The organism is Branchiibius cervicis, from assembly GCF_042661605.1.
GTDB lineage: Bacteria > Actinomycetota > Actinomycetes > Actinomycetales > Dermatophilaceae > Branchiibius > Branchiibius cervicis.
The window spans coordinates 3,378,116-3,396,854 of record NZ_JBHSWJ010000002.1 but is presented as its reverse complement, the minus strand read 5'-3'; the positions used below and the strand labels follow the sequence as shown (position 1 = coordinate 3,396,854).

The window sequence follows — 18,739 nt, the reverse complement described above, 5'->3', positions numbered from 1 at the left end:
CAGGGTGAGCGGGTGATCCTGGTCCGACACTAGCCGGACCGAGCGCACCCCAAGTGGGGTTCAGCGCAGTCTCTGGTGGATGTCCTCCGACATCCGGACGACCGAGTAGTAGAACTCCAGCGTCATGCGGGCGAGGGCAAGATAGACCAGAGCCACCAGTGCGCCGAAGATGAGGACCACGAAGAATCCGAGCCATTCGCCATTGGCGAGCGTCGAGATCAGCGCCCCGATCCAGGCCAGGGCGATCACGATCGTGATGACGATGTAGACGATCCGCACGATCTTGGGCGTCGCGAAGGTGTTGAACGAGAAGTCGAACAGCGATCGCAGACCGCCGCTCAGATCGTTCTGCGGTGCCGCGAGGCCGCCGCCGTACTGCGCTGCGGCCGGGTCGATCGGTTGCTGGTAGGGCTGTTGGTATCCCGGCGGCTGCTGGTAGGGCGGCTGGTCCGGTTGCTGCGGTGGCTGGTTCGGCGGCTGGTAGGGGTCCTGGGGCGGGGGCTGCTCAGACATGAGACCTCGATCGTCGGTACCGGATGGGTGCGTCCAGACTGTCAAGGGACTGTGCGTGCGGGCCTGCGCCACGCCGGGCGCTACCCTTGATTCCACGACAGGGGAGCGCACCAGGCGCTGAGAGTGCGGGGCAGCCCGCAGACCCTCGAACCTGATCCGGTTAGTACCGGTGGAGGAAGTCGAGCCCCTTCTCGATGGCCGAGGAGGACGTCAATGTCACCTAGTTATGCCCGTACGTCGATCGCGGCCGTGGTCGCTGCCCTCGCCCTGGCGGGGTGCTCGCTGAGCAGTTCCGGCGACGGCGGATCCACCCCGGGCGCCACGGGTTCAGGCAGTGGTTCTAGCACCGTCAAGAACACCACCGTCACGCTGGTCACCCACGACTCGTGGGTCGCGGACAAGGCCTTGCTGGCGAAGTTCACTGCACAGACCGGCTACACCGTGAAGGTCATCGCCAACGGCGACGCCGGGCAGTTGGCGAACAAGCTGGTCCTCACCAAGGGCAACCCCACCGGCGACGTCACCTTCGGCGTCGACAACACGTTCGCCACCCGAGTCGTGGATTCCGGCGCGATACAGGCGTATTCAGCCAAGAACCTGCCCGCTAGCGCGCAGCGGTTCGCGCTGACCGGTGACGGTGGCAAGGATCTGACGCCGATCGACTTCGGCGACGTCTGCGTCAACGTCGACGACGCGTGGTTCACCAAGAAGGGCCAGACCCCGCCGGCGAACTTCGCCGATCTGGTCAAACCGGAGTACAAGAACCAGTTCGTGACACCGGCCGCTTCGTCCTCCTCCCCAGGGATGGCCTTCCTGCTGGCGACGATCGCGAAGTACGGCACCGACGGCTGGCAGAACTACTGGAAGCAACTGATGGCCAACGGCACCAAGTTGACCAGCGGTTGGAGCGACGCGTGGAGCGTTGACTACACCGCCGGCGGCGGCAACGGGTCGCGGCCGATCGTGCTGTCCTACAACACTTCACCGGCTGACACGATCAAGGACGGGAAGGCCACCACCTCGGCGTTGCTGGACACCTGCTTCCAGTCGGTCGAATACGCCGGTGTGCTGGCCGGCGCCAAGAACCCCGATGGCGCAAAGGCATTCATCGACTTCATGCTGGGCGAGGACTTCCAGAAGGCGCTGCCCGAGGCGATGTACGTCTTCCCGGTCGACACCTCCATCCCGTTGCCGGCCGCGTGGCAGCAGGCCGCGAAGGTCCCGGCCACGCCGCTGAACGTCGACCCGGGCGAGATCACCAAGAACCGCGACACCTGGTTGCGGGAATGGCAGGACGTGACCTCCTAGCGATGCCGTCTACCCCGCGGACTTTTGGAACGGGATCCACGCGTCGCGCGTCGGATCGGGTGAATCCCGTTCCAAAAGTGGGGAAGTTCGTCGGCTGGGGGTGCTGGCCGCCGTACCCCTGGCCTTCCTCGTCGTCTTCTTCCTTGTGCCCGTGACCGGCATGATCGGCCGGGGTCTGCGACCGGACGGGGTCTGGGATCTGGCGGGGGCGTGGGAGGTGCTGACCCGCGCCCGGACGGCCAAGGTCATCGGTTTCACGCTGTTCACGGCGGTGACGGGCACGGTGATCACGGTCGCCCTCGGCGTGCCCGCGGCGTACTGCCTCTACCGCCTGCGTCTTCCGGGCGCGACGATCCTGCGCGGGCTGCTGGTGATGCCGTTCGTGCTGCCGACGGTGGTGGTCGGCGTCGCCTTTCGGACCCTGCTCGCCGAGAACGGCCCGCTGGGGTTCCTGGGACTGGACGGCACCCCCACCGCGATCATCGCCGCCCTCGTCTTCTTCAACCTGTCCGTGGTGATCCGCGTGGTGGGTACGGCGTGGGCGGGCCTCGATCCGCGACCGGAGCAGGCCGCGGCGTCCCTGGGCGCCACCCCGGGACAGGTCTTCCGCACCATCACCCTTCCGTCGCTGCGGCCAGCGATCGTCTCGGCCACCAGCGTGGTGTTCCTCTTCTGCGCCACGGCGTTCGGTGTCGTGCTGACGCTGGGCGGCGTGCGTTACTCGACCATCGAAACCGAGATCTACCTGCTGACCACCAACTTCCTTGACCTGCAAGGGGCTGCGGTGTTGTCGATCCTGCAGTTCGTGATGGTGCTGGTCCTGTTGGCGTTGGTCGGGCGGGTCCGCCGCGACGGCGCGGCCAACCGCCCGCCCACACCGGCCCGGATCCGTCGCGGGGACACCGGGCCGTTGGCGGCCCTGGTGCTCAGCGTCCTGCTGGTGATCGCTCCCCTGGCAACGCTGCTGATCAGGTCGCTTCAGGTGCAAGGGGATTGGAGCTTGGCCAACTACCGCAACCTCACGGTGGTCACCGGCGACAACGCGCTACCGGTGACGGTGTGGCAGGCGCTGTCGACGTCGTGGCGGATCGCCATCGACGCCACCGTGTTGGCCGTCGTGCTCGGTCTGATCGTCGCTGTCCTGGTGTCGCGCAGGCCCCGGTCCCGGCCGGCTCGCCGGCTGGTCGGTCTGCTGGACGGTGTCTTCATGCTGCCGCTGGGCATCTCCGCCGTGACCGTGGGGTTCGGCTTCCTGATCACCCTGGACAGGCCGCCGTTCGACTTCCGGGACAGCGTCTGGTTGATCCCGGTGGCTCAGGCCATGGTGGCGCTCCCGCTGGTCGTGCGCACCCTCGCTCCCGCGTTGCGCAACGTCGACCAACGGCAGCGCGAGGCGGCGGCAGCACTCGGCGCCGGACCGGTGCGGGTGGCGATCACCGTCGACGTGGTCGCCGCCTGGCGACCGTTCCTGGCGGCCATTGGATTCGCGCTCGCGGTCTCCCTGGGTGAGTTCGGCGCGACGAGTTTCCTTGCCCGGCCGGACGATCCGACGTTGCCGGTCGCGATCTACCAGTTGATCGGCCACCCGGGTGCGGCGAACTTCGGGATGGCACTGGCCGCGTCCGTCGTGCTCGCCGCGGTGACGGGGACGATCATGGCGGGCGTGGACCGGTTCGGCGGACGGACGATGGTGTGAACGGTCTTGAGGTGCGTGACGTCAGCGTCGCGTTCGGTGACACCCAGGCGCTCGATCACGTCAGCCTCGAGGTGGCGACCGGGCGCATCCTGGCCGTGCTCGGCCCGTCCGGGTGCGGCAAGTCCACGCTGCTGCGGGTGATCGCCGGGTTGCAACAACCCGATGGCGGCGAGGTGGCCTTCGATGGTCAGGACGTCTCACGGGTGCCGACCCACCGACGCGGATTCGCCCTGATGTTCCAGGACGGCCAGCTCTTCGAGCACCTGTCCGTGGCCGCGAATGTCGCCTATCCATTACGACGCCAGGGTGTTTCGCGGCGAAACGCGGCCACCCGGGCTACCGAACTGCTCGAGATCGTCGGGCTTGCCGGGTTCGCCGACCGATCCCCCGGACCCTGTCCGGCGGTCAGCAACAACGCGTGGCCCTGGCCCGGGCGCTGGCTGCACAGCCGCGTCTGCTGTTGCTCGACGAACCGCTGTCGGCCCTCGACCGCGACCTGCGCGAGCGGCTGGCAGTGGACCTGCGCCAGATCCTGCTCTCCACCGGGACCACCGCCTTGTTGGTGACGCACGATCACGGTGAGGCCTTCACGCTCGCCGACGACGCGGTGCTGCTGCGCGCCGGCCGGGTCGTGCAGCACGGCGAGGTGGCCGACCTGTGGCGGGAACCGGTCGACGAGGAGGCCGCTCGCTTCCTCGGCTATCGCACGGTGCTGACCGGGCAGGCGGCGATCGACGTACGCCGCGCGCTCGAGGTCCCCGGCGACGGACCCGTCGCGTTGCGGCGGGGTGCGCTGCGGGTGAGCAGCGGGATCGGCCAGTTCGCCGGGACTGCCGGTGCCTCGGCGTACGGCGCGGACGAGGTGAGCCTCGAAGTGGACCTGCCCGGGCTCGGGCGGCTACCGGTCACCGCGGATGTCCCACCGGCGCAGGGCGCCCGGGTCGGCGTCGACCTGGTGCCCGCACGGATCGCTTTTCTGAATGTTCACAGGGCGGCCACCTAGAATCCACCGGTGGCTATCTCCGGGGAGCGCGACCTCGTGGACGAAGCTGCCCTGGAATCCGGCGTGTCAGCCCGGCTCGATCTGGCCTCGTTGCGCCGGCTGGCGGTCGGCGCGTACCTCGCGGTGCTCGCGACGTACTGCATCTTCGTCGGAATTCCCCTCGACCGCGTCGGCATGACGCTGTGGATCGTCGCCGGGCTGTCCGTGCTGTGCATCGGCCGCGGTTGGCGGGCCTGGCGGCTGACGCTGTTGGCCTGGCTGCCGTTCGAGGGGGTGCTGCTGGCGTACGACTACAGCTACGGCTTCGCGGGTCGGTTCAACGGGCAACTCGACGTGTTGGGCTATCCGATGCAGGGCGCGACCAACGCGCTGGGAATGCCGCTGCACTCCACCTTCCCGATCGAGGCCGACCGATGGTTGTTCGGCGGCACCCTGCCCGGCCAATGGATCCAGGAGCATCTGCGGTCCGACGGGCCGATCGGCTGGATCGCCGTGCCGGTGACGCTGACCTATATGTCGCACTTCGTCGTCACCCCCATGGTCGCGGTCGCGCTGTGGATCTGGAACCGCAGCCGGTTCCTGAAGTGGGTGCGCGCCGTGGTGAGTCTGGCCGTCGTCGGGTTGAGCACCTATCTGCTGTTCCCTATGTCTCCGCCCTGGCTGGCCGCCGAGCAGGGCCTGATCCCGGGATGGACTGTGCTGCGCGCCAACGGTGACGGCTTCCGGTTCATGGGGTTACGTATCGCCCAGGACGTGCTGTCCGACGGCCAAGATCGCTCCAACCCGGTCGCGGCGATGCCCTCGTTGCACATGGCGTTCGCGACCCTGGCCGTGCTGTTCTTCTGGACTTCCGTGCGCCGCTCATTGCGCCCGCTGTTGCTGCTCTACCCCGCGATGATGGGTTTCACCCTCCTGTACTCCGGGGAGCATTACGCGATCGATGAGATCGCCGGGGTGCTGGCGGCGCTGGCGGTCACGACGTTCTGGTGGTGGGCCGACCGGTGGTGGCGACGCCGGCGATCAGCGGGGGAAGTGCCGGACGGTGAGGGCCTGCTCGGCGCGTCCGAAGGGTCCGGACTCGTCGCTCAGAGTGGTCGAGGTGAGGCCGAGACCGTTGGTGCCGAACGAGACTGAGGTATCGAGCCCGACCCACGACGGTTCGGGCTGACGGATCAGGTGGATCGTCAGGTCGACGTTCGGGAACATCATGTCGGTGGGCCGGACGCGGGTGGCTATCCCGTTGGCCAGATCGACCAGCGCGATGGCGGCCGCGGTAGGGCTGACCGACTCATCGGCCACCACGGGATGCGGGGTGCGCGCCCAGACCTGCCGCCGGCCCGACCGGCCGCCCGGCAATGCCACGGTCTCGATGGAGGCGAGGAAGCCGCCCTTCCATTCGGTCAGCGGATCGTAGGGAGCCCCCTGCGCGGGCCCTCCTGCCATCCCGGGCAACTCGACCCCCGCGACGTCGGCCACGTCGTCGCTGATCGCCAGCCGCCAGGCGCGCGCCCGGATGCGCGGCCGGTCCTCGATGATCGCGGTGGCCTCGATCAACTCGATGGTCCGGCCCGGCCGGATGGTCTCGACGACGACGGTCGTGTCCGCCAGCGGGATCAGGCCGAGGATCTCGAAACTGATCCGCGACATCTGGACCGTGGGGTTGTGCGCATGGCCGTCGATGGCATGAGTGATCAGGCCGGCCACCGGAGACATGTGCTGCTCGTGGTCGTTCCACGCACCCTGCACGTGCTGCGTGGGCCGGTACGTGTCGGCACTGACGCGTTCGTAGTAGCTCACGGTCGCGAGGTTACGCGGGGCCTTTTCCAGCATCCCGTGCGGAGTCGGTAAACGACCGGTAAGCAGTTCGGCACGGTATCCGCCGGACAACCTGGGAAAACCCTGGGAATTATGGCGCAGCGGCGACACGCGCCGACAGGGTGAAGCCACCAATCCCCTTTCCCCCGAGGAGACCATCACTATGCGCAAGACCCCCATGGCCGCCACGCTGTTCGCTCTGGCTACCGCCGCAGCGATGAGCGCGGCACTGCCGTCAGCTGACGCGGTCACCACCGCGAAGGCATCCGTCACCCAGGTCCACTCCTGCTCTAACAGCCCCAAGGCCGGCTATGCGTCGTGCTTCGCGATCCACCTCACCAACCCCGCGACCGGTAAGTCCGTGAACGCTCGCGGCGCAGCGATCACCCCGAAGGCGATCTCGGGCAAGACCCCGTCGGACATCCAGAGCGCCTACAAGCTCTCCGGCGTGAAGTCGGGCGGGCGGACCGTCGCCATCGTCGATGCGTACGGCTATCCCAACGCCGAACGTGACCTGGGCGTCTACCGCAAGCAGTTCGGTCTGTCGGCCTGCACCATCGCGAACGGCTGTCTGAAGATCATCAGCCAGACCGGCTCGACCACCTCGCTGCCCGCGACCAACGTGGGCTGGGATCAGGAGCAGGCACTCGATCTCGACGCAGTCTCCGCCGCGTGCCCGGACTGCAAGATCGTCCTGGTGCAGGCGAAGACGGCGTCGTTCGCGAACCTCGGGACAGCGGTCAACACTGCCGCCAAGCAGTCTGGCGTCGTGGCCATCTCCAACAGTTACGGCGGTGGGGACGCCAGGGACTCGACCTACGCCAAGTACTACAAGCACTCCGGCATCGCGGTCACCGCCTCGACCGGTGACGACGGCTACCAGGGCGCGAGCTACCCGGCGTCTTCGCAGTACGTCACGGCGGTCGGCGGGACCTCGCTGAACTCCTCGTCGAACTCCCGCGGCTGGACCGAATCGGCGTGGAGCGACGCTGGATCCGGCTGCTCGTCGTACAACGCCGCCCCGGCCGGCCAGAGCTCGGCGACGACCAACTGTGCGGGGCGGGCCATGGCGGACGTGTCCGCGGTCGCCGACCCGAACACCGGGCTCGCGGTCTACGCTCCGACCAGCGCGACAGCATCGAGCTGGGCGCAGTACGGCGGTACCTCGCTGTCCTCGCCGATCGTCGCCAGTGTGTACGCGCTGTCGGGCAACACCTCCGGCTACGCCAACACCAAGCCCTACGCAGCGACATCGGGCCTGTTCGATGTGACCTCCGGCTCCAACGGCTCGTGTGACTACTGGTGCACCGCCGGATCCGGCTGGGACGGCCCGACCGGTCTGGGCACCCCGAACGGGGTCAGCGCCTTCTGAGCTGACCCGCACCCACGCCGGCCCTGCAGCGAGCGCTCATGCTGCGGGGCCGGCACCTGCCCGCTCCTGTCATACCCCCTGGGGGTATGATGGCGACATGGCCGCCGTTGATCAGGACATCCGCCTCGACATCGAAGGGATGACGTGCGCCTCGTGCGCGATGCGGATCGAGAAGAAGCTCAACAAGCTCGAGGGTGTGCAGGCCAGCGTCAACTACGCCTTGGGCACGGCGAGTGTGCACGCCCCCGCCGACGTTCCGGTCGAGCAACTGGTCCAGACCGTCGAAGCCGCCGGTTACGGCGCGTCCCTGCCGCAGCCCGCGCAACCGCCGGTCGATGAGACGGCCGGTCTTCGCCGGCGGTTGATCGCGACCTGGGTCCTGGCCCTGCCGGTGATCGCGCTCTCGATGGTCCCGGCATGGCAGTTCTTCGGTTGGCAGTGGGTGGCGCTGGCGCTGACGGTGCCGGTAGTGCTCTGGGGCGGTCGGGGATTCCACCGGGCTGCGTGGCAGAACCTGCGGCACGGCACCGCCACCATGGACACCCTCGTCTCGGTCGGCACGTTGGCCGCGCTGGCCTGGTCGGTCTACGCCATGGTCTTCGGTCGTGCCGGCATGATCGGGATGCACCATCACTTCTCGGTGGTGGTCGAGCCGCAGGAGGCGGCCGATGCCATCTACCTCGAGGCGGCCGCCGGTGTCACGGCCTTCCTGCTGCTCGGGCGCTATCTGGAGGCGCGTTCCAAGCGGGTCGCCGGCGCCGCCGTGCAGGGGCTCCTGCGGTTGAAGGCCGACGAGGTGCTGGTGGAGCGCAACGGCGCCGCATCGACGATTCCGTTGGCACAGCTGGTGATCGGTGACGTTTTCCGCGTCCGCCCGGGGGACCGCGTCGCCACCGACGGGGTCGTGATCGACGGGCATGCCAGCGTCGATGCCTCCGCCGTCACCGGCGAGAGTGTGCCGGTCGAGGTCGGGCCGGGTGATCACGTGGTGGGTGGCACCCTCGCCGCCGGCGGCAGCGTGCGCGTTCGCGCCACCGCCGTCGGGGCGGACACCGAGTTGTCCCGGATCGCGGCTCTGGTCGAGACGGCGCAGACCGGCAAGGCCTCCGTCCAGCGGCTGGCCGACAGGGTCGCCGGCGTCTTCGTGCCGGTGATCCTGTTGTTGGCGCTCGCGACGTTGCTGGGGTGGTGGCTGATCGGCGGTGACCTGACCCGTGGATTCACGGCCGCGGTCGCCGTACTCGTGATCGCGTGCCCGTGCGCCCTCGGCCTGGCGACTCCCGTGGCGCTCCTGGTGGGAACCGGCCGCGGCGCACAACTGGGCATCCTCATCCGCGGTCCGCAGGCGCTGGAGCAGGCCGACGCCGTCCGGACCGTCGTGCTGGACAAGACCGGCACGTTGACCGACGGACGGATGAGCCTGGTCGGCGTCTGGGCCGCCGATGGCGATGAGCAGCAGGTACGCCGCGTGGCCGCCTCCCTGGAACAGGACTCGGCCCACCCGATCGCGACCGCCATCAGCCGCGACGCCGCGGGTCTTTCGCCGGTCGAGGACTTCCGCAGCTACGACGGTGCCGGTGTCGGCGGTGTGGTCGAAGGACGGCCGGCGCTCCTCGGCCGGGTGGGCTGGCTGCGCGAGCAGGGGATCGACGTACCTGCCCTGGTGCACGGGCGGGTGGATGCCGAAGCTGAGCTCGGCCGCACGGCGGTGGTCCTCGCGGTCGGCGGTCAGGTGAGCGGAGTGCTGAGCGTCGCGGACCGGATCCGGCCCACCTCGGTCGCGGCGATCCGCGGGTTCGAGGCGCTGGGATTGCGCCCGGTGATGATGACCGGCGATCACCGGGGCGTCGCCGAAGCGGTCGCGCGGCAGCTCGGTATCCACGAGGTGCATGCCGCGGTGTTGCCGCAGGACAAGGCGGCGCACGTGTCGGCGCTGCAGCAGCAGGGGCAGAAAGTGGCAATGGTCGGCGACGGCGTCAACGACGCGGCCGCGCTGGCGACGGCCGACCTAGGCATCGCGATGGGTTCGGGTGCGGACGTCGCCTCCGACGCGGCGGATCTGACGCTGCTGCGGACCGATCCGGTCGCGGCGGTGGACGCGGTGCGGTTGTCCCGGGCGACCTTGCGCGTCATCAGGCAGAACATCGGCTGGGCGTTCGCCTACAACCTCGCGGCGGTGCCCCTGGCGATGTCCGGGCGGTTGGGGCCGATGGTCGCAGGTTTCGCGATGGCCGCCTCCTCGGTTCTGGTGGTGTTGAACTCGCTGCGGCTACGCCGGTTCAGATAGTGAGCTCCTGTGGCCGGGGTGACTCGGTGATGCAATACATGTGCACAACCTATGTATCGGTTATCACACAGGTGGACACCCTGATCTGACTGTGCGAGTCTCAGCCCGGCGGCTCACCCCTCGGGGTGTCGCACGGAGCAGTCGAGGAACCAGAGAAAGTAGCGCAATGGCGGTACAACGGGTCAGGCACGCGATCGCGACGCGGGTTCTTGCCGCGATGGCATTAGTGGTGGCCCTGGTGGCAACCATGAGCCTCGCGACGGCACCGCAGGTGGCAGCGGCCGACCCGACCGCGACCATGCAGATGTCGAAGACGGCCCAGGTCGACGGCGAGCTGACGCCGGGTACCGAGTTCCTCTACACGATCACCGTGGCGTGCTCGTCCGTAGCGGTGGGCGGCTGTGAGAACTACGTCCTGACCGACCCGTTGCCGGAATGGATCGAACTGGCGGGCGACCCCACCGCGGACAACCAGCCGTCCACGGTGACCGTCAGCCCCGACAACGTGGTGACGGTGGACGTCAATCAAGCCCTGGGTGGCGGCAAGACGGGTTTGAAGTCGGGAGACACGCTAACGATCACGATCCCGGTGAGACTATCGCCGGACGCACCCGCGAGCATCAACGGCACCACGATCACCAACACGGCTACCTCGACCGCGGACAACGCGACGGAGCAGTCCGCTTCGGCCGACGTGACGCCGGTGGTCCAAACCAAACTTGGCGCAGAAACGACCAAGACCATCGAGCCGTCCGGTGCGTCCGCCAAGCCCGGCACAGCGGCGGCAGTGACGCTCACCGGCAAGAACCAGTCCAATGTGCCCGTCCATGAGCTCGTGGTCCAGGATCCAGTCGACCCGACTGCTTCCCCCAGCCCGTTCACCTACCTCGGCGTCACCGCCCCGCTGGGTGAGGTCACCATGCCCAAGGGTGCGGACCAGGTCGTGGTGTGGGCCTACGTCAACGGCCAGTGGGTCGAGGGCGCTCCCGGCCCTCCGGCGCAGCTGCCGGCCGGCGTCGACCCCAGTGACGTCGAAGGCCTGCGGTATGTATTCACGGACACCACCGGTGACGGCATCGCCCCGGGGGCAACCGCAACCATCCCGGTGAACGTCGAACAACGGGACAACGTCACCGAGTTGACCGGCCCGGTCACGGTCAAGAACGACGCGCAGACCACCGTCACCACAGCCGACGGGACGACCGCGACGTCCGACCCCGCCGACGACACGTACGTGATCACCCCGCCGGACCTCAGCGCCGACGTCACCAAGAAGTTCGATCCGGACACCGTTCACGCCGGAGACCCCAGCACCGTCACCATCGGCGCGACCAACTCCTCCAATGTCCCGGGTCGATTCGCTGACGATTACCGAGCCCACGGGGGCCAGTAACCCCTTCGAAGGTGATAACCCGCTGACTTTCGCCGGTTTCACCGACGGCGTCACCTGGCCGGCCGGAGCCACCGGGGCCTCGATCACCTACACCGGCCCCGGTTGCTCGGGTGACCCGCTGACGACCACGACGACCGACACCCTTCCCGGCCCGCCCGCCGGCTGCCAGCCGACCGGCTTCACCGTGACCTTCACCGGAACCATCGATGCGGGCGCCGAGGCCACGGTGCCGTTCACGGTCGATACCGACCACGGCCAGAGCGCCGATTCGTTGACCCATGACAACCAGGTGAGCGCGCAGACCGGCCTGGACGGAGCAAAGAGCGACCCGGCGACCGATGATGCGTCGCTGGTGACGTTGGCCGACCGCCTCACCACCTCCACCACCAAACGGATCACCCCAGACGACGTTCCGGCGCTCCCCGGACAGGACGTCACGACCGGATTGACCGGCACCATCAAGGCCTTCCCGGACTCCACCGTCAATGCGCAGAAGGTGGTCGTCCAGGACCCCGAAGACCCGACGGTTGCTCCGAACTTCTTCGACACGTTCCGTCCCACCTCGGTGGACAACACCGAGATCAGCGAGTGTGTGCAGCTGACGGTCAACTACTGGAACGGCACCTCCTGGCAGCCCGTGCCGGGCATGACGGACCTCCAAGGGCCGCAGCGGTTCTCCGGCGCCCTGCCCTCGAACATCGACGCGCACGGCCTGCAGTTCGTCTATACCCCTGCCGCCGGATGCACCGGCTTCCCGCCCGGCACCTCGTTCTCCCCGAACTTCACCTCGAAGGTCCGCCCCGGCGTACCCAATGAGGACGCGACGGTCAGCAACTGTGCCGGCACCGACGGCAGCGCACCGACCGTCAGTGAACCCGCGCACTCGCAGGGCTGTGCGGACGTGGACCTGCACCACGTCAACCCGGGCGAGGCGGACCTGCTGCAGAAGGATTGGGACGATCCGGCCAACATTGCCGAGCGTTCCGGCGACGAGCGCGGAGCGACCTTGCACTGGTCGACCGGCGGTTTCTCCAATTTCGAGAAGGTCGTCATCAGCGATGTGCCCGACCCGGGCCAGCCGATCAAGAACTCGGTCTACGACTCCTTCGACCTGGTCCGGATCGACCCCATCACGGCGTCCGACGACCCGTTGCTGAAGTACGACCAGGTCGCCAGCGTCGAGCTCTACATCAACGGCCAATGGGTGGCCGCCTCCGGCGACCCCTGCCCCGCAGCATGTGACGGCACCTTCCCGGGGTATACCCTCACCGCCGCCGAACGCGCTGAGGCCACCGCCTTCCGGCTGACCTACGTGGAGTCGGACACCCATCGCACCGGTGCTGCCGGCACACCGGCCGTCGGCTCCGGCGTTGCGCGTTCGAGCGGCGACAACCGCAAGATCCACCCGGTCTTCGCGGTCCGCGACGTCACCCGGCACACCCCGGCCGTCCCGGTGCTGTCGACCACGGACCTCAACACCGACCAGGCCGGCGTGGTGAGCAACACCGCGGGCGCCGACGCGTACTTCCCCGGCGACACGGCCCCGTCGTACTCCGACCGGGCCAGCGACGACATCACCATCGTTCCGGCCAACCTTCAGGTGGATCTGGCCAAGAAGTGGGACGGCGGTCCGCTCGGTGTTCCCGCCCCCGGAACGGCAACTGACAAGTACCCCTCCGGATTGGTCACCCTCGAGGCGACCAACAAGTCATTGTCGCGGCTGGACACGCTGACGATCAGTGAGCCCTCCGGGAGCGCCAAACCGTTCGACACCTTCGATCTGACCGGCTTCACGACGATCACCCCGCCCTCGGAAGTCGGTGCGTCCGACGTGACGGTGACCGTGCACTACGCGGGCGGCACTCCCGATCGGACGTTCACCCGGGCGGAGGCCCTGGCTGCCTCGGCGGCTGATTTCCAGAACGCGGTCGGCTTCGACATCGTCTATACCGGTCGCATCAACTCGGCGACCGACCAAGCCCGCGGTGCGCACAACAAGGTCACCGTTTCCTTCGACACCAGGTTGCGCCCGACGCACCGGTCGGACGGCACGCCCGTGACCGCTCCCGCCACCATTTCCAACGAGGCGACGACCACGGGCCAGGACCTGGTCGACTTCCCCGGCGACACGAAGACCGCGACGGCCGACGACACCGCCAGCATCGATCTGGTCGCCGGCGCGTTGACCGTCGATGCGGGCAAATCGATCAACCCGACCAGCCAGGTGGAGGGCGACGATTCACCGGTGAAGGTCACCCTGAGCGGTCAGCCGCAAGGTCCGGCACGGACCGTTCAGATGGTCGTGCAGGACGACGCACCGACGTTCTGGAACCAGTACGACTTCACGGGATTCTCTGATTTCTCCTTCACCAGGCCGATCGACCGTGTGCAGGTGGACGCGCTGACCGGCGGTACCTGGAGCGTCGTCGACGGCAAACCGGTGCTGACCGGTGGCACCTGGAAGACCGGTACTGCGGGCACCACACCGGTGTTGCCCGACAACGTGACCCCTGCCCAGGTCCAGGGTCTGAGATTCACCTACACGCGAGCCGACGGCGCCAACTGGGAGAACCCGGCCAACCCGAAGCAGAACGTCTCCTTCACGGTGACCCGCCGCGCCACGCTCAACACCGGCGGGCCGGTGCTCACCGACCAGACGGGCAATGCGCCCGCACCCGGCGAGACCCAGGCCGGGCGGGCCAGCGACGAGGTCGACGTCGTCGCGACCAGCTCCGCGCTCGACGGCGACGGCAACCCCATCACCGCTGATGACGACGCCGCTGCGCACATCGACTACGTGCACCTGAACAACGCGGTCCAGATCGTGAAGACACCGAAGGGCAACACCTATCAACCCGGTGTGCCGTTCACCTACACCGTCACGGTCAAGAACACCGGCGAGGCGCCGATCCAGAATCCCGTGATCGTCGACGCGATGCCGACCGACGCCCAGGGTGCGCAACTGGTCTTCAACCCGGACACGCCGGAGAGCCAGCGGTACACCTACGACCTCACGCCGCCGTCGACGGCCGACACCGCGTTGCCCACCGAGTCTTCGGACGTGTCCGTGGCACAGGTGTCGGACGCCCAGGGAGCGCCGACCTCGCTGACGTTCACGTTCCCGAACGGCTCGATCCTGCAGCCGGGTGAGACCTACACCATCTCCTACTCCGTGCTCACCCGGCCGGGGTTGACGGCGAAGACGACCTTCACCAACACCGTCGGCATCACCGCCGACCGGCCATGGGACAGCTGCACCGGGGTGTTGAACCCGACGACTGGTGCTTGCACGACAACCGCCGCCAACACCATTGCCGAGGGTGCGGCGATCGGCGTCTCGAAACGGGTCAAGGCCGAGGACTCCGACGTGCTCGGAGTGATGGTGGACCCGGCTCTGACGAAGGAGGTGCACGGTGCGTGCGTGCCGGATGCCAACGGCTTCTACGGCACACCGTGTGTCCCGATCACCAAGCCGGGCGGCCAGATCACCTGGCGAGCGTCGTACGTCAACACCGGTAACGAACAGCAGGACCGTATGGTCGCTATCGACCGACTGCCCAAGCCCGGCGACACCGGTTCGACCAACAGCCTCGCGCGCGGTTCGCAGTGGCGACCGATCCCGTCCGGTCGACCCACCCTGGTCAGCGGGGACTCCAAGCAGTTGAGGGTCTACTACGCGACCTCCGACGACCTGTGCCAGGACGAGCTGACCCAGGTGAAACCCAATATCTGTCCCAGTGGCTCGTGGACCGAGTGGCCGGAAGGAACGACCCTGCCGGCCGACGTCCTGCAGTCCATCACGGCGTTCGAGTTCATCTACGCGCCGAGCAAGTCGTTGATCCCGCCGCTGGGCGGTTTCAGCGTCGACATCCCGCAAACGGCTCCGGCCCTTTCGCCGACGGCCGGCGCGGACACCATCGCCTTCAACACCACCGGCGCCCGGGCCGAGGCGGTGCGCTCGAACGGGACGGTCCACACGACGTTGACCACCGAGCCTCCGCGGGTCGGGGTGTCGTTGGCCACCGGACCGGTGCAGGTGGAGAAGGTTGTCACCGGGCCGGCCGCGCAGTACGCGCCGGATACCTTCACCGCGACGCTGCACTGCACGTCGGTAGGCGTCGATGTCGACCTCGGGGACAAGGCCACGATCACCTTGAAGCCGAACACCCCGGTGACGGTCGAGGATCTGCCCTACAACGCCGACTGCTATGTCACCGAGTCCGACGACAGCGGTCAGACCAGTTCCAGCTCGACGCACGTGACGATCACTCGCGATGAGCAGAACGTCCCGCTGATCACGCTCACGAACGTCTACGACAACGCGTCGCTCGTCGTGAGCAAGCACGTGGAGACGACCGCCACGGACCAGGACGGTGCGCCGATCACCTACGGCCCGTTCCAGGTCGCGGTCGAGTGCACCTTCTTGGACAAGCCGGTCTACGCCGCGGGGTATTCGGCGGACAAGCCGATGCAGGTGACGTTGACCGACGGTGAGTCGCACACCTTCACCGGCCTGCCGGCGCGTTCGACGTGCACCGTCACCGAGTCCGACTACACCGGGGCGACCGTCACCTACACCACGACCACCGGCGACGACTCCTCGGCCACCGGTACCGGCACGCTCGCACCGGATGGGCCGGACGGTACTGCCGAGAACTCCACCGCAGTCACCAACACCTTCGACAGCGGCTCCCTGCTGCTGACCAAGAAGGTGCAGGGCGACGCCGCATCGACCTACGGTGCCGGACCGTTCACCTTCCACCTGGTCTGCACGCTGGACGACCACGCCGGCGGTGCAGAGCAGCCGCGCACGGTGTACGAAGCCGACCTGACACTGGGTGGCGACGAGCCGCTGCAGCGGTCGGTCGATCACATCGCCACTGGCGCCCAGTGCACGGTCACCGAGACCGACAGCGCAGGGGCGACCAGTTCCTCGCTGGACCCGGCGGACGGCACGGTCACCATCGGTGCCTCCGGTGCTGAGATCGCCGCGGTGACCGCGACCAACACCTTCGACGCCGGGAAACTGGCGGTCACCAAGACCGTCACGGGAGCGGCCTCGGACTACGCCGCGGCGTCCTTCACGGCGCAGGTCACCTGCACCGCCGACGGCCGGACGCTGCCGGGCTTCCCGAAGCAGATCACCGTCACACCCGGCGAGACGACCACGGTCGACACGCTGGTCGGAGCCTCCTGCGTCGTCGGTGAGGTCGACCGGCATGGTGCGACCGGGGTCACCTATGACCCGGCGGATCCGGACAACCCGGACCAGAGCAAGGCCGTGGTCATCGCAGCGGCCGACCAGGATCCGGTCTCGGTGGGCATCACCAACGAGTACCGGGCCGGCGGGCTGCAGATTCTCAAGCAGGTCGGCGGACCGGGTGCACCGGAGGCGTCGGTCGGGCCCTTCGTCTTCTCGGTCGTGTGCACCTTCGACGGCGCCCGGGTTTACGACAAGGACGTCACGCTGACCGGCGACGGTACGAGCACCGAGTTGACGTCCGACGTGCTCTCCCCGCTGCCGGTGGGTGCGCAGTGTGTGGTGCGTGAGACGGACAACGGAGGTGCGGACAGTACGCCGCCGCCGGTGACGGTCACCATTCCCGACGTGGACGATTCCGGAGCGGCGCAGGTCGTGACGGCGGGCTTCCTCAACGACTTCTCCGCCGGGACCATCGCCCTGGCCAAGAAGCTGGCGGGGAACGACGCCGACAGCGCCCGCAACACGGTCTTCACCGTGCAGCTCACCTGCCAGATCGAGACCCCCGGCGGCGACCGGGTGACGCTGTTCTCCGACCCGGTCGAGATCAAGGGCGGGGAAGTGCTGACCCCGACGGACGCCGACGGCAACGAACTCAAGCTGCCGCGGGGCACGCACTGCTTCGCAGCGGAAACCGACAGTGGCGGAGCGACCTCCAGCGAGGTCAGTAACGGTTCGTACGACGACGCGGTCGTGGTCGGCACCTCCGATGAATTGCAGGAGTTGACGATCACGGTGACGAATACCTTCACCAAGCCGCCCACACCTCCCACCACGCCGCCCACGTCACCACCGACGACGCCGCCCACCACCCCGCCGTCCACGACGCCGCCGACCACCCCGCCGTCCACGACGCCGCCGACCGTTCCGACGAGCACAACGCCGCCGTCGGTCTCGACCGGTGGTCACGTCGGATCCGGTGGTAACGGATGGGCGCTGGGCGTGGGCGCGATCGCGTTGTTGATCGCCGCGGGCGCCGCCGCGACGCTGGTGTCCCGTCTTCGCCGCAAGGAGCAGTGACTAGAGGGCAGGGCGCCGCACGGCGGCACTCACGGGCGATCACCATGGCCCTGGTGGCCGTCGTGATCGGCGCCCTCGCCGTCGCCGGGTGGAGTATCCGGCAGTACGTCGCGTCACCCGCCCCCGCGCACGGCGGGCTGACCGACATGAACGGTGCGATCGTCGTACCGGACGATCCGCCCGACGTGCAGGCTGCACACGTCCGGTCCACCGGAGAACGGTTCGTTGCGCCGGACCAGGGGCTCGACGTACCCCTGGATTCGATGGATGTGACGGGGGAGTGATCAACCCGCCCTCGTTCACCGCCGCCTTCCTGATTCGGCAATACGGACGTCCCGCCGATCCCGCATCAGGGCTGAGCGTGGTGACCATGCACGCGGTCTACGGCGGGCGCAGCCCCGGCAACTATCTGTTCTCGATGGCGCCCGCTGACTCGCACGCGGTGATCTCGGCCGGCGATCCGGTCGTGGTGGGCGGAGTCGGCTACACGGTGACCTCGACGATGATCATCGGCAAGGTCGCGGCGGTCGACTCGCAGCGGATGTGGGGGCGGTGGAAAGAACGGGGCAACGAACTGATGATCGTGACCTGTCTTCAACGCGCCGGGCAGGGCAGCCTGCATGCGGCGGACAATCTGGTGGTGTTCGCGAAACGCGACGCCTCCGGTGCCGGCAGGTCCAGCGGTTAGAAGTGCCGGTGGTGGCGGGCCGCGCGGCCCAGGCTCAGCAAGGCGAGGCCGGCGACGAAGCAGCAGGCGTAGACGGTCAGTCCGGCGAGCAGGAGGGGGCGTAGCCGATCCGCGACGTCGTCCGGGATGCCGGGGAAGATGGACACCACGAGCAGTACGGCTGCGGCCGGCACCAGGACCATCAACAGGGACAGGCAGGCGGCGGTGATCGTCGCCCCGACCTCGAGGGCGGTACTCGTCGACCGTTGCGTACGCACCGGATCGCTCATCACGCGACTCATACCGGCAGTCTGGCAGCCGGATTGACGCCCGTCCCAGGCCGTCCATAGGCCAAAAGGTGTAGATCTGTCACCTCTTTACCAAGTATTTGCCGGGTGGTCACCA

Annotated in this window: 13 protein-coding genes, 1 pseudogene and 1 riboswitch; of the genes and pseudogenes, 11 read left to right on the top strand and 3 right to left on the bottom strand. The window is 68.2% G+C overall.

Annotated features, from left to right (window positions below; translation table 11 throughout):
• Positions 1 to 60 precede the first annotated feature (60 nt).
• Complete coding sequence (locus ACFQBT_RS17575) at positions 61 to 513, bottom strand: DUF4282 domain-containing protein (RefSeq protein WP_377824704.1); 453 nt, start codon at positions 511 to 513, stop codon at positions 61 to 63.
• 89 nt (positions 514 to 602) lie between these two features.
• A riboswitch (TPP riboswitch) is annotated at positions 603 to 708 on the top strand.
• A gap of 18 nt (positions 709 to 726) precedes the next feature.
• Between ACFQBT_RS17575 and ACFQBT_RS17570 the strand changes: the two genes are divergently transcribed.
• The 5 genes and pseudogenes from ACFQBT_RS17570 to ACFQBT_RS17550 all read left to right on the top strand — a co-directional run bounded on the left by ACFQBT_RS17570 (position 727) and on the right by ACFQBT_RS17550 (position 5,654).
• Entirely contained in the window at positions 727 to 1,821 is a 1,095-nt protein-coding gene (locus tag ACFQBT_RS17570) for a thiamine ABC transporter substrate-binding protein (protein ID WP_377824702.1), read from the top strand.
• A 100-nt stretch (positions 1,822 to 1,921) separates the two neighbouring features.
• Complete coding sequence (locus ACFQBT_RS17565; RefSeq protein ID WP_377824700.1) at positions 1,922 to 3,517, top strand: ABC transporter permease; 1,596 nt, start codon at positions 1,922 to 1,924, stop codon at positions 3,515 to 3,517.
• Positions 3,514 to 3,935 (top strand): annotated as a pseudogene (locus ACFQBT_RS17560) (ABC transporter ATP-binding protein); the annotation flags it as partial. The gene ACFQBT_RS17565 and the pseudogene ACFQBT_RS17560, both read left to right, overlap by 4 nt.
• On the top strand, positions 3,936 to 4,520 hold the full coding sequence (locus ACFQBT_RS17555) for an ATP-binding cassette domain-containing protein (protein WP_377825611.1): 585 nt from the start codon (positions 3,936 to 3,938) through the stop codon (positions 4,518 to 4,520).
• 9 nt (positions 4,521 to 4,529) lie between these two features.
• Positions 4,530 to 5,654, top strand: a complete 1,125-nt coding sequence (locus ACFQBT_RS17550) for a phosphatase PAP2 family protein (protein ID WP_377824698.1) — start codon at positions 4,530 to 4,532, stop codon at positions 5,652 to 5,654.
• Here the strand turns inward: ACFQBT_RS17550 and ACFQBT_RS17545 are convergent.
• Complete coding sequence (locus ACFQBT_RS17545; RefSeq protein WP_377824696.1) at positions 5,541 to 6,317, bottom strand: thioesterase family protein; 777 nt, start codon at positions 6,315 to 6,317, stop codon at positions 5,541 to 5,543. The two genes, ACFQBT_RS17550 and ACFQBT_RS17545, sit on opposite strands and share 114 nt — an antisense overlap.
• 181 nt (positions 6,318 to 6,498) lie before the next feature.
• Between ACFQBT_RS17545 and ACFQBT_RS17540 the strand changes: the two genes are divergently transcribed.
• The 6 genes from ACFQBT_RS17540 to ACFQBT_RS17515 all read left to right on the top strand — a co-directional run bounded on the left by ACFQBT_RS17540 (position 6,499) and on the right by ACFQBT_RS17515 (position 18,355).
• Complete coding sequence (locus ACFQBT_RS17540; RefSeq protein ID WP_377824694.1) at positions 6,499 to 7,707, top strand: S53 family peptidase; 1,209 nt, start codon at positions 6,499 to 6,501, stop codon at positions 7,705 to 7,707.
• A 97-nt stretch (positions 7,708 to 7,804) separates the two neighbouring features.
• Entirely contained in the window at positions 7,805 to 9,994 is a 2,190-nt protein-coding gene (locus tag ACFQBT_RS17535) for a heavy metal translocating P-type ATPase (protein WP_377824692.1), read from the top strand.
• Between the two features lie 247 nt (positions 9,995 to 10,241).
• Positions 10,242 to 11,387: a hypothetical protein gene (locus tag ACFQBT_RS17530; RefSeq protein ID WP_377824690.1), complete on the top strand. Its 1,146-nt coding sequence runs from the start codon at positions 10,242 to 10,244 to the stop codon at positions 11,385 to 11,387.
• The gene (locus tag ACFQBT_RS17525) at positions 11,338 to 17,667 is read left to right on the top strand and encodes a DUF5979 domain-containing protein (protein WP_377824689.1); all 6,330 of its coding nucleotides are present in this window, start codon (positions 11,338 to 11,340) and stop codon (positions 17,665 to 17,667) included. The genes ACFQBT_RS17530 and ACFQBT_RS17525 overlap by 50 nt, the downstream gene beginning before the upstream one ends.
• The gene (locus tag ACFQBT_RS17520) at positions 17,664 to 17,951 is read left to right on the top strand and encodes a hypothetical protein (RefSeq protein WP_377824687.1); all 288 of its coding nucleotides are present in this window, start codon (positions 17,664 to 17,666) and stop codon (positions 17,949 to 17,951) included. Before ACFQBT_RS17525 ends, ACFQBT_RS17520 begins: the two co-directional genes overlap by 4 nt.
• Entirely contained in the window at positions 17,948 to 18,355 is a 408-nt protein-coding gene (locus ACFQBT_RS17515) for a sortase family protein (RefSeq protein ID WP_377824684.1), read from the top strand. The genes ACFQBT_RS17520 and ACFQBT_RS17515 overlap by 4 nt, the downstream gene beginning before the upstream one ends.
• Here the strand turns inward: ACFQBT_RS17515 and ACFQBT_RS17510 are convergent.
• Complete coding sequence (locus ACFQBT_RS17510) at positions 18,352 to 18,636, bottom strand: hypothetical protein (protein ID WP_377824681.1); 285 nt, start codon at positions 18,634 to 18,636, stop codon at positions 18,352 to 18,354. The genes ACFQBT_RS17515 and ACFQBT_RS17510 overlap by 4 nt on opposite strands.
• Positions 18,637 to 18,739: the final 103 nt, after the last annotated feature.